Source organism: Salinicola sp. V024 (genome assembly GCF_052645315.1).
Genome location: NZ_JBQXYB010000001.1, coordinates 666,076 through 678,129, shown reverse-complemented (window position 1 = coordinate 678,129; position 12,054 = coordinate 666,076). Strand labels below are relative to the sequence as shown.

Annotated in this window: 11 protein-coding genes; 4 read left to right on the top strand and 7 right to left on the bottom strand. The window is 62.1% G+C overall.

Going from position 1 to position 12,054, the window contains the following annotated elements:
- Positions 1-100 precede the first annotated feature (100 nt).
- From ACUN9V_RS03105 to yacG, 3 genes are all read left to right on the top strand, one after another.
- Positions 101-961, top strand: coding sequence for a prepilin peptidase (locus ACUN9V_RS03105; RefSeq protein WP_445510282.1), 861 nt, complete (start codon positions 101-103; stop codon positions 959-961).
- The gene (gene coaE / locus ACUN9V_RS03100) at positions 958-1,611 is read left to right on the top strand and encodes a dephospho-CoA kinase (protein WP_445510281.1); all 654 of its coding nucleotides are present in this window, start codon (positions 958-960) and stop codon (positions 1,609-1,611) included. The genes ACUN9V_RS03105 and coaE overlap by 4 nt, the downstream gene beginning before the upstream one ends.
- Positions 1,612-1,676: 65 nt before the next feature.
- A complete protein-coding gene (gene yacG / locus ACUN9V_RS03095) occupies positions 1,677-1,943 on the top strand; it encodes a DNA gyrase inhibitor YacG (RefSeq protein ID WP_083627885.1) in 267 nt (88 codons plus the stop codon).
- 155 nt (positions 1,944-2,098) lie between these two features.
- Here the strand turns inward: yacG and ACUN9V_RS03090 are convergent, their stop codons facing one another.
- The 4 genes from ACUN9V_RS03090 to ACUN9V_RS03075 form a co-directional block, all read right to left on the bottom strand.
- Positions 2,099-3,052 (bottom strand): Nudix family hydrolase, encoded by a 954-nt coding sequence (locus tag ACUN9V_RS03090; RefSeq protein WP_075563146.1) that lies wholly within the window; start codon positions 3,050-3,052, stop codon positions 2,099-2,101.
- A gap of 129 nt (positions 3,053-3,181) precedes the next feature.
- Complete coding sequence (gene argJ / locus ACUN9V_RS03085) at positions 3,182-4,390, bottom strand: bifunctional glutamate N-acetyltransferase/amino-acid acetyltransferase ArgJ (protein WP_445510280.1); 1,209 nt, start codon at positions 4,388-4,390, stop codon at positions 3,182-3,184.
- 46 nt (positions 4,391-4,436) lie between these two features.
- A complete protein-coding gene (gene secA / locus ACUN9V_RS03080) occupies positions 4,437-7,178 on the bottom strand; it encodes a preprotein translocase subunit SecA (protein WP_445510279.1) in 2,742 nt (913 codons plus the stop codon).
- 103 nt (positions 7,179-7,281) lie between these two features.
- A complete protein-coding gene (locus ACUN9V_RS03075) occupies positions 7,282-7,626 on the bottom strand; it encodes a hypothetical protein (RefSeq protein WP_439285001.1) in 345 nt (114 codons plus the stop codon).
- A gap of 62 nt (positions 7,627-7,688) precedes the next feature.
- On the opposite strand from ACUN9V_RS03075, the gene ACUN9V_RS03070 reads away from it, so the two are divergent.
- Complete coding sequence (locus ACUN9V_RS03070) at positions 7,689-8,174, top strand: DUF721 domain-containing protein (protein WP_075563142.1); 486 nt, start codon at positions 7,689-7,691, stop codon at positions 8,172-8,174.
- A gap of 160 nt (positions 8,175-8,334) precedes the next feature.
- Here ACUN9V_RS03070 and lpxC read toward each other — a convergent pair whose 3' ends face one another.
- The 3 genes from lpxC to ftsA all read right to left on the bottom strand — a co-directional run bounded on the left by lpxC (position 8,335) and on the right by ftsA (position 11,831).
- Positions 8,335-9,246, bottom strand: a complete 912-nt coding sequence (gene lpxC, locus ACUN9V_RS03065; protein WP_445510278.1) for a UDP-3-O-acyl-N-acetylglucosamine deacetylase — start codon at positions 9,244-9,246, stop codon at positions 8,335-8,337.
- Between the two features lie 113 nt (positions 9,247-9,359).
- Positions 9,360-10,529: a cell division protein FtsZ gene (ftsZ, locus tag ACUN9V_RS03060; RefSeq protein WP_075563140.1), complete on the bottom strand. Its 1,170-nt coding sequence runs from the start codon at positions 10,527-10,529 to the stop codon at positions 9,360-9,362.
- A 30-nt stretch (positions 10,530-10,559) separates the two neighbouring features.
- On the bottom strand, positions 10,560-11,831 hold the full coding sequence (gene ftsA, locus ACUN9V_RS03055; RefSeq protein WP_445510277.1) for a cell division protein FtsA: 1,272 nt from the start codon (positions 11,829-11,831) through the stop codon (positions 10,560-10,562).
- Positions 11,832-12,054: the final 223 nt, after the last annotated feature.

The window sequence follows — 12,054 nt, the reverse complement described above, 5'->3', positions numbered from 1 at the left end:
GCGCTCGACAATGAATCTCGACCTCAGCGCACTCAAAAGCCAGCTTTCATATGCGTTACCCTTAGCGCTGACTATTTATTCGATGTTCGTGGAGTTTCCGTTGTCCGACCTTCCCCCTCTGATTCTCTGGCCGCTGGCGTTTCTATTCGGCGCGGCGCTTGGCAGCTTTCTCAATGTCGTCATCGTGCGGCTGCCGGTGATGCTGATGCGCCGCTGGCGGGCCGAGGCGCTGGCAGCGCTGGAGCAGCCGACGGAAGCCGATGCGCCCTACAATCTGGCGACGCCACGGTCGCACTGCCCCGGCTGCGGGCATTTCATCGCCTGGCACGACAACCTGCCGCTGATCGGCTGGCTCAAGCGTCGCGGCCGCTGTGCCGCCTGCGGCACGTCGATCAGCGCCCAGTATCCGCTGGTCGAACTGGCCGCGGCGCTGCTGACGGTGGCGGTTATCGCGCTGCACGGTTTGAGCTGGCAGAGCCTTTGGCTGATCGGCGCCTGTCTGACCCTGCTGGCCATGGCCGTAATCGATTGGCGAACCCAGCTGTTGCCGGATGCGTTGACCCTGCCGTTGCTCTGGGCCGGGCTGCTCTACCAATGGCTGTTCGATCCGCTGATGCTGGCAAGCGCGGTGCTGGGAGCGGCCGCCGGGTATCTGTCGCTGTGGGCGATCTACTGGCTATTCAAGCTGACCACCGGCAAGGAAGGGATGGGCTACGGTGATTTCAAGCTGATGGCGGCGCTCGGCGCCTGGCTCGGCTGGCAGAATCTACCGCTACTACTGTTGATTTCCGCGGGTGTCGGCGCGATCGTCGGCTTGATCCTGATCGCCTTGCGTCAGCAGAATCGCGACCAATCGATGCCGTTCGGCCCCTATCTCGCGCTGGCCGGCTGGATCTCTTTGCTGGTCGGCGCACCGCTGCTGGCCGGCTATCAGGCGCTGCTGATGGGAGGTTGGCAATGAGCACCGACGACAGGCAAGCCGAAGCGGGAATCGTCACGCTGATCGTTGGCGTGACCGGCGGGATCGGCTCGGGCAAGAGCGCAGTGGCGGATGCCTTTGGCGACCTGGGCATTGGCTGGGTCGATGCCGACCAGGTGGCGCGGGAAGTCGTCATGCCGGGCGAGCCGGCACTGGCCGCTATCGTCGACCGCTATGGCCCGAGGATCCTGCAGCCGGACGGCACACTCGACCGGCGCGCTCTCCGCACTCGAATATTCGACGACGAGGCGGAACGCCGGTGGCTGGAACACGAGACCCACCCGCGTATCCGTCAGGGCCTGATGAGACACCTGGAACGGCTGGCCGGCAGCGGCGCGCCGTACTGCCTGCTGGTCTCGCCGCTGCTGATCGAGTCGGGGCAGCGCGAGCTGGTCGATCGCATTCTGGTGGTCGACGTGCCGCAGGAACTCCAGATTTCCCGCACCCTGGCACGCGATGGTGTCGATCGACGTCAGGTTGAATCCATCATGGCCGCCCAGAGCCCGCGGGAACGTCGTCTTGCAGCCGCCGATGACGTCATCGACAATGGACGCGATCACCAACATCTACTCGAACAGGTCGCCCGGCTGGATATCCGCTATCGTCAACTGGCTCGTTCACGAGAACGATAGCGGCCGATACCCAAGCCGCCGCGTCAATCTCCGACACGAAAGCCACCGACACGACACCTCTCGCCATGACCCGACGTAACGACCCCAGTAATGATGCAGCCCCAGGTTCCGATCCCGCCTCCGGCAAGAAGCCGTTGACGGTACCCTGCCCTCAGTGCCAGAAACCGATCGCCTGGACGACCGAAAATCTCTATCGGCCATTCTGTTCGAAACGCTGCAAGCTACTCGATCTCGGCGCCTGGGCCGACGGCTCCCACCGTATCGCCGGCGAACCGCACATGGATGAAACCGAACTCGACGAACTGATCGATCGCCTCGAGCGCGGCGAATAGTCCGTTCATACCCAGAGTACCGACGCTTCCCACAGCGTAACTCTCCACAGCGCAACTCTCCACAGCGCAAGTCCGTGGCCAACAATGAAGACGCCGCACCCAGTGGGTGCGGCGTCTTCATTTTGACTCGTGGCTCGTGGCTCGTGGCTCGTGGCTCAGGAATCGTTGCGCCAGAAATCGCGGATCGAGGCGATGCCTTGAGCGCCGACCGCGCGGGCCTGACTGGCGTGATGGCGAGTCATGCCGCCCAGCGCGAAGACCGGCATCGCGGCTGTTTCCACCATCTGCTGGAAATCGTGCCAGCCGATGGTGACGGCATCGGGATGCGACGGTGTCGGCGCCAGCGGTGAAAGCGTGACGAAATCGCAGTCGATCGCACCCGCCTGAACCAGCTGCTCGTCACCATGCGTCGAGGCGCCCAGCCACTTGTTGCCGGGGATCGGGCGATGCTTGAGCGCCATCAGCCGCGCGCTGGTCAGATGAATGCCGTCGGCATCGACCCGCTGCAGCCATTCGGGATCGGCATTCAACAGCAGCTTGGCCCTGTAGCGCCGGCACAGTTCCAGGGTTTTTTCCGCCCTTGCCTGATAGGCGGCGTCGTCCAGGCCTTTGGCGCGCAGCTGCACCAGCCGGACATTGTCTTCCTTCAGCGCCCGTTCGAGCCGCTGCAGAAAGACCGTATCGTCCGCTTCTTCCGCGGTAATCAGATACTCCTGGGGAAGCGCCACCGCCTGCAGAATCGGCAGGTTGGCCGCCGGGAACGGATAGTTGGGCAGGTCATCCACATCGACCCAGCGCACCGGCTGGCCTTCCCGGCCGTAAGGATCGCCGTCGTATTCGCGCACCTGCCACACGTCCAGCAGGATATGCTTGTCGGGGTATTCATGATGCACCCGGATCAGCGGCTGGGCGCGCAGGATCTGAATGCCGAGCTCCTCGCTCAGCTCCCGCTTAAGCGCCTCCAATCCGGTCTCATAGGGCGCCAGCTTGCCCCCGGGGAACTCCCACAGACCGCCCTGATCGGCCGTTGCCGGACGCTTGGCGATCAGCACCCGTCCGTCGCCGCGAATGACGGCTGCTGCCGCTACATGGACCCGTCTTTTGATCATTTTGCTCAGTCTCTCGTACCACTGCAGTGTTTACGCTTTGTCTCGAAAATGCCTGCGCTCGCCGATTTTTTCAGACAGAACTTACTCTTGACCCGCGAGGTCGACATGGCGCGCATCGTCCGGAATCGCTCAACTGCGGTAGTCCGCGTTGATCGATACGTAATCGTGGGATAGATCCGAGGTCCAGACCGTCGCGCTGGCCGTGCCCCGACCAAGCCGAATCCGGATGGGGATCTCCTCCTGAGCCATGACCCGGCTGCCGATCTCTTCGGTATAGCTGTCGGCACGTCCACCGTGTTCGACCAGGCGTTCGCCGCCGAGATCGATGACGATACGCTCGACATCGAGGCCCTCCACCGGCGCGCGCCCCACGGCGGCGAGAATCCGCCCCCAATTGGCATCGCAGGCGTAGAGCGCGGTCTTGACCAGCGGCGAGTGCGCCACCGTGAACGCGACCGCGCGAGCCTCGTCGACACTGGCCGCCTGTTCGACGTCGAGCGTGACGAACTTGGTCGCGCCCTCGCCATCGCGAATGATCGCCTGTGCCAGCTCGGTCAATACCGCCGTCAGCGCCTCACGGAAACGTCGCTCGTCGTCGGCAGACTCGACAGGTGCGCCGCGGCCCGTGGCGATCAGGGTGCAGGCGTCGTTGGTGGAGGTATCGGAATCCACCGTGATCGAATTGAACGAGACCTGGACCGATTCGCGCAGCCACTGCTGAAGCTTCGACGCCTCGACGGTCGCGTCGCAGGCGACGAAACCCAGCATGGTCGCCATATTGGGCTGGATCATGCCCGAGCCCTTGCTGATGCCGTTGATCGTGACGGTGCCGCCGCTGAGCTCGACCTGAGCCGAAGCGCCCTTGATCCGGGTATCGGTGGTCATGATGCCCTCGGCGGCCAGTGCCCATCCGGCTTCGTCCAACGATTCCATTGCCGCCGACATCCCGCCGACGATGCGCGGCACCGGCAGAGGCTCGCCGATCACGCCGGTCGAGAACGGCAGTATCTGAGCGGCATCAACCCCGGCCAGATCGGCCAACGAGGCACAGCAGCTTTCGGCATCCTGACGCCCGCGAGCACCGGTTCCGGCATTGGCGTTGCCGGTATTGATCAGCAGATAGCGCGGCGCGGACTGCTGCAAGTGATCACGCGCCACCTGTACCGGCGCGGCACAGAAGGCGTTGCGCGTGAACGTCGCCGCGACCGCAGCGCCTTCCGGTATCTCGATCACCACCAGGTCACGCCGATCCGGCTTCTTGATCCCGGCCATCGCCGTGCCCAGGCGCACGCCCCCGATGGCTGGCATCTCCGGGAATACTGACTTACCTACGGCCATCTCGATTCTCCTTGAAAGGCCCGACTCGCGCCGAGCCCGCCACGCTTCAGCTGAGCGTGCCGTGGCACTGCTTGAATTTCTTGCCGGAACCGCACGGGCAAGGATCGTTACGGCCGACCTTGGGGCTCTCGCGACGGACAGGCTGGGCGCTCTCGTCCCCGGCTTCGGTTTCCGGCTCGGCCCCTTCGGCCGTCTGCTGAGCGGCGGCCACGGCATCTTCGTGCACCGATTGACTGGAGGCCTTTTCGCGCTCGAGCGCTTCGCGACGCTGGCGTTCGAGATCTTCGACCTCTTCCTGGCGACGTACCTGGACGTGGCTCAGAATTCGCGTGACGTCGTGCTTGATGTTATAGAGCAGCGACTGGAACAGCTCGAACGCTTCGCGCTTGTACTCCTGCTTGGGGTTCTTCTGCGCGTAGCCCCGCAGGTGGATGCCGCGGCGCAGGTGATCCATCGACTGCAGGTGTTCCTTCCAGCGGGTGTCCAGCACCTGAAGCATCACCTGCTTCTCGAAGCGTCGCATCATGTCGCCACCGATCGCCTCGACCTTGGCGACATACAGCCCGCGATGCTGATCGTGCAGGCGCTGGCGCAGCACTTCCTCGTTGAAGTTGTCGTCCTCTTCCGCCCATTGCACCAGTGGCAGGTCGAGATTGAACTCCTGCTTGAGCTGATCCTGAAGCCCGGCCAGTTCCCACTGTTCCGGCAGGCTCTGCGGCGGCACGTAGTCGGAGATGGTCTGCTCGAGCACCTCGTCACGAATGCTGGCGACGTTATCGGAAATCTCGTCGGCGGCAAGAATGTCGTCGCGCTGCTCGTAGATCACTCGGCGCTGGTCGTTGGAGACGTCGTCGTACTCCAGTAACTGCTTACGGATGTCGAAGTTGCGGCCTTCGACTTTCTTCTGCGCCCGTTCGACCGCATTCGACACCATCTTGTGCTCGATCGCCTCGCCTTCCTCGAGCCCCAAGGCGCCCATCAAGCGCTGCACGCGGTCGGAGCCGAACAGGCGCATCAGGCTGTCTTCCAGCGACAGGAAGAATCGCGTCGAACCGGGGTCGCCCTGACGGCCGGCACGCCCGCGCAGCTGGTTGTCGATACGTCGCGACTCATGACGCTCGGAGCCAATCACGTGCAGGCCGCCGGATTCGAGCACCGCGTCGTGGCGCTGCTGCCACTCGGTCTTGATCGCCGCGATCTGTTCCTCGCTCGGATTCTCGAGCTTGGCGACCTCGGCCTCCCAGTTACCGCCCAGCATGATGTCGGTACCACGACCGGCCATGTTGGTGGCCAGGGTGATCGCACCGGGGCGGCCGGCCTGGGCAATGATTTCCGCTTCGCTGTCGTGCTGCTTGGCGTTGAGCACGTTGTGCGGAATCTTCTTCGCCTGCATCAGCTTGGAGAGATATTCCGAAGTCTCGATCGACGCGGTACCCACCAGCACCGGCCGGTTGGCTTCGCGCTGGGTATTGACGTCCTCGATGATCGCGGCGTATTTCTCTTCGGCACTGAGGTAGACCAGATCGTTGAGATCCTGGCGCGCCAGGGGACGGTTGGTAGGGATCACCAGCACGTCGAGACCGTAGATATGGTTGAACTCGAAGGCTTCGGTATCTGCGGTACCGGTCATGCCCGCCAGTTTTTCGTAGAGACGGAAATAGTTCTGGAAAGTGGTAGAAGCCAGCGTCTGACTCTCGCGCTGGATCGATACCCCCTCCTTGGCCTCGACCGCCTGGTGCAGCCCTTCCGACCAGCGCCGCCCCGGCATGGTGCGGCCGGTATGTTCGTCGACGATGACCACGTTGTCGTCGGCGACGATGTAGTCGACGTCACGATGATAGAGACAGCGCGCACGCAGCGCGGAGTGGATATGTTGCAGCAGGCCGAGATTCTGCACGGCGTAGAGCGATTCATCGGCTTTCAGCAGGCCCGCTTCGCGCATCAGTTCCTCGACCTTCTGATGCCCTTCCTCGGTCAATTCGACCTGCTTCTGCTTTTCGTCGATCAGGAAGTCGCCGGTGCTCGGGTCTTCCTCGTCGGTGCACTGCTCGAGCTGCTTGGAAAGCGTGTGGATGGTGCGATAGAGCTCGACGTTCTCTTCCACCGGGCCGGAGATGATCAGCGGCGTCCGTGCCTCGTCGATCAGGATCGAGTCGACCTCGTCGATGATCGCGTAGTGCAGCGGGCGCTGGACCTTGTCCTGCATCGAGAACGCCATGTTGTCGCGCAGGTAGTCGAAACCGTACTCGTTGTTGGTGCCGTAGGTGATGTCGCAGGCGTAGGCCCGGCGCTTTTCATCGTTGGGCTGGCCGGAGGCGATGACGCCGACGCTCATCCCGAGGAATTCGTAGAGCGGGCGCATCCAGTTGGCATCACGGCTGGCCAGGTAGTCGTTGACCGTGACCACGTGAACGCCCTTGCTCAGCAGGGCATTGAAGTAGACCGCGAGAGTTCCGACCAGGGTCTTACCTTCGCCGGTCTTCATTTCTGCGATTCGGCCGTCGTTCAAGGACATGCCGCCGACCATCTGGACATCGAAATGGCGCATGCCCAGAACGCGTTTACTCGCCTCGCGGACGGTAGCGAACGCTTCCGGCAGCAGCGACTCGTGCTTCTCGCCGTCGGCGAGGCGCTGGCGGAACTCGGCGGTCTTGGCCTGGAGCGCGACATCGTCGAGCGCTTCGAAAGTGGCTTCCAGTTCGTTGATCGCCACCACCTGCTTGCGCATGCGCTTGACGTCGCGATCGTTCTTGGAGCCGACCAGTTTATGTAGCAATCCATTCAACATGATGTGGTTCCTGCCTAACTCTGTTTCTCTTACTGCGCCGAAGCAACGACACGACAATGAGAGCCGCGTCGGCTGCCGATGAGATGAAACGTATGACCAGAGATCAGGCAGAAGCCGGCGGACCGCGGCGGGAGATAACATCCAGTGCGGCGCTGAGGGAGATAGCGGGTTCGACATAGAACGAGCGTCGCGCTCGGGCCGCCGCGGCCTGCGGATGAACCGGCCGCTTGGCAGCCACGCGCGCGACGCGCCGGGATTCCGCGCGAATGGCCTCCGGGGCCATCAGATAGACCTGGGTCAGGCGCTCGGCCAGCCGCAATGCCTCGGCGTGGAGCAGACCTGCAGGCAGCAGACAACCGACCAGCACGCTGGCCAGCCACCAATGGGCTCGCTGCCGGGGGCGCCAGATGGCGCCGCGCTGACCGGACTGCGCTTTGGCCGAAGTCATGCTGTCGACGAACTCCGCGTCGTGATAGGTTTAGCGGGACATTTCCCACTGCGTGCAGGCCGATGAGTATAAAGGCTAAGCGTTTACGAGCCCAGCCCGTTTCCCGACTGCTGGAACAACCCGGCGGGCTGGGTGACGTCATGCGCATGGCGACACTGATCGAACGCGCCCAGACGCATCTGAGGCGTCAGCTGCCGCCGGATGTCGCCGAGCATCTTTACGTCGGTGGCTACCGCGACGGCGTGCTGACACTGATCACCGATCGCGCCGCGTGGCTGACCTGGCTGCGTTACGAGCAGCCGCGCCTGCTCAAGCTGCTGCATCAGCTGCCGGGATTCGAGGCGATCATGAAATTTTCGCTGAAGGTGCGCCCGATCCGCCCCGTCAAGGCGGTACCGCGCCACACGCGACGCCTGTCGGCGGCCGGCGCCGAGGCGCTCTCCCACTGCGCGGAAAACCTCGATGACTCTCCACTCAAGCGCTCGTTGAATCGACTGGCGTCTCATGCCGATGCGCCGTCCGAGCCCGCCGACGAAACCCCGACGTAGCGCGGGAGACGGACTTGACGTCCGTACGAATTGAGCGCACGAGCTGACGATGATGACCGCCGAGATTTCCAACACGCAGACACGACGACGCCGATCCGAAGATCGGCGTCCAACCCAGCGGCACCCTCGGCCGCGTGAGTGAAAGATCACGACTGGCGTATTACGCCATGGCAGGCGCTGCATAAGAGATAGGCGCAGACTGGGTCGACTCTTCGAAGGTCACGATTTCGTAAGCCTCTGGATGAGCCAGCAGCTCGCGGCAGAGCTGGTTGTTGAGTCCATGGCCGGACTTGTAGCCCTTGAACTCGCCGATCAGACTGCAACCCAACTGATAGAGGTCGCCGATCGCATCCAGCATCTTGTGCTTCACGAACTCATCGTCATATCGCAAGCCGTCCTGATTGACGATGCGATAATCGTCGACAACGATGGCATTGTCGAGACTGCCGCCCAGGGCCAGATTCTGTGAGCGCAGGAATTCGAGATCGCGCATGAAACCGAAGGTTCGAGCGCGCGACACTTCCTTGACGAAGGAGGTAGTAGAGAAATCGACGCTGGCCGTCTGCTTCTGCTGCTCGAAGACGGGATGGTCGAAATCGATCGCGAAGCTGACCTTGAAGCCGTTGTGCGGCAGGAAGGTCGCCTGCTTGCCATCGTCATTGACCGTGACTTCGCGCTTGATACGAATGAACCGCTTGGCCGCCGACTGCTCGGCGATACCCGCCGATTGAATCAGAAAGACGAACGGCCCGGCGCTGCCGTCCATTATCGGCACTTCCGGCGCGCTCAGCTCGACATAGGCGTTGTCGATACCCAGACCCGCGAACGCCGACATCAGATGCTCGACCGTGGCTACCTTGACGCCATCCTTGGACAGCGCGGTGCACAGATTGGTATCGGTAACACTCTCGGCGTGAGCCGGAATGTGCACCACCGGGTCGAGATCGGTACGCACAAACACGATGCCCGTGTTGGGCGCCGCAGGACGCAGCGTCAGATACACTTTCTCTCCGGAATGGAGCCCCACGCCGGTGGCGCGGATCGTGTTCTGCAACGTTCGTTGTTTGATCATGGCATCGACCTAACAGTCAAATGGTTTGGAAACGGTGTTCACTATAACACCAAACCAATAGCCTACCAACCATATCGACGTTACAGAATGATGATCGGCAGCTTAAAAAGCTATCAATCAGCCTGACGCCGCAGGAACGCCGGAATGTCCAGATAGTCGTCCATATCCGAAGACTTGCGTCGGTCCTGCTGGGGCTTCTTCGCCGCGGCTTCCTGCTCGGCACGCGCTGCCTGCTGGCGCATGACCGCCGGCTGCTGCAGCTTGCGATAGTCGGTCGTTTCCGGACGTGAAGCCGCAGTTTCGCGAGGAGCCGCCTTCTCTTTCTGCGCGTCGAGACCTGCAGCAACGACCGTCACCCGCAGCTCATCGGACATTTCCATGTCGATGGAGGTACCCACGACAATGGTGGCATCCTGTGAAGCGAATTCCTGAACCGTTGCCCCCACATCGTTGAACTCACCGATGGAGAGATCCGGACCGGCCGTAATGTTGACCAGGATGCCGCGGGCGCCGTGAAGGTCGATATCTTCGAGCAGCGGGCTGCGAATGGCCTTTTCAGCCGCTTCACGCGCACGGTTTTCACCCGTCGCCGCGCCGGTGCCCATCATCGCCATCCCCATTTCCGACATCACCGTGCGCACGTCGGCAAAGTCGACGTTGATGATACCGGGGCTGGTGATCAGCTCGGCGATTCCCTGGACTGCGCCCAGCAGCACATCGTTGGCGGCGCTGAACGCGGTCAACAGGCTGGCATTCTTGCCCAGCACCGACAGCAGCTTCTCGTTGGGAATGGTGATCAGCGAATCGACGTACTCGGAAAGCTCCTTCATTCCCTCTTCCGCCGCGCGCATGCGCTTCGGACCTTCGAACGGGAACGGCCGCGTGACGACAGCGACTGTCAGAATGCCGAGTTCCTTGGCCACCTGGGCCACGACGGGCGCGCCACCGGTTCCGGTACCGCCACCCATGCCGGCAGTGATGAAGACCATGTCCGCACCCTGCAGCATTTCCGCGATGCGCTCGCGATCTTCCATCGCGGCCTGACGTCCAACATCCGGATTGGCTCCCGCGCCCAGCCCTTTGGTGATCTCGCCACCCAGCTGCAGTACGGTCTTGGCCGCCACGCGCTTGAGCGCCTGGGCATCGGTGTTGGCGCAGATGAACTCGACGCCTTCGATGTTGCTCTCGACCATGTGGTTGACAGCGTTGCCGCCGCCGCCGCCGACACCGATGACTTTGATGACTGCACTACTAGAAGGTGCGTTATCTACTAGTTCGAACATTGCCCCGTCTCCAAGACCGCGTGCGGCCTGTCAGAAATTTCCTTTAAACCAGCCTTTGAGTCGCTCCAGCGTCGAAACCTCATCCCTGGTTGCGCGCCGGGGAAGCAATTCTTCCCGTTGAGGCTGGGCTGATACTGCGCGAGAGTGCTTGGAATCTTTCATTCCGTAGAATAGCAAACCAACGCCTGTCGAATAAATCGGGTTACGCACCACGTCCGCCAAGCCGCGGACGTTATACGGGCAGGCGATGCGGACCGGCATGTGGAATATCTCCTCCGCCAGCTCCACGACCCCCTCCATGCGAGAGGTGCCCCCCGTCAGCACGACACCGGCCGCCACCAGATCCTCATAGCCACTGCGGCGCAACTCTTCGCGCACCAGAGTGAAGAGTTCCTCGTAGCGGGGCTCCACGACTTCCGCCAAGGCTTGGCGCGAAAGGTCCCGCGCCGGACGATCGCCGACGCTGGGAACCTTGATCATTTCATCGCTGCTCGCCAGTTGTGTCAGCGCGCAGGCATATTTGACCTTGATGTCTTCGGCATACTGGGTCGGTGTCCGCAACGCCATCGCGATGTCGTTGGTCACCTGATCGCCGGCAATCGGGATCACCGCGGTGTGTCGAATGGCGCCCTCGGTAAATACGGCGATATCCGTCGTGCCACCACCGATATCGACCATGCACACGCCGAGTTCGCGCTCGTCCTCTGTCAGCACCGCATGACTGGAGGCGAGCTGTTCGAGGATGATGTCGTCGACTTCCAGACCGCAACGTCGCACACATTTTTCAATATTCTGCACGGCGTTCATCGCCGCCGTCACCAGATGCACGCGCGCCTCGAGGCGTACGCCGGACATCCCGAGCGGCTCGCGGATCCCCTCCTGGGTATCGATCGCGAACTCCTGGGGGATGACGTGCAGCACTCGCTGCCCTTCCGAGATGGCACGGGCGCGGGCGGAGTCGATCACGCGCTCGATATCGGCCTGCGCGACTTCACGCTCCTTGATCGCCACGACGCCATCGGAATTCATGGAGCTGATGTGGCTCCCGGCGATACCGACATACACGGAATGAATATCACAGCCGGCCATCAGCTCGGCTTCTTCCACGGCACGCTGAATCGACTGAACGGTTGATTCGATATTGATCACGACACCCTTCTTCATACCACGAGAAGGATGTGAACCAATCCCGGCGATTTCCAACCCGCCATCGTCGGTGGGTTGCCCCACGATGGCGACCACCTTGGATGTTCCGATATCCAGCCCGACCACCATGTTGGAAGCGTTGGATTGTCCTGCCATAGGTCGGGGTCGCTCCTCAAACTTCACCAGTAAACCGATAAAAATGGGCTAACAAAGACTCGCGCTTATTATAGGAACAAGTCGACCTTTTTCACCAGCCCATCACTGAAACAAAAGCCACATTAAGCTCTTTTTCTTTAAAAGGGAAATAAGGAAGGAGGCTCGCGGCTATTTACAGCCGCGAGAAATAACAGAATGGGCCAATAGCAGTATGTCGACGAGG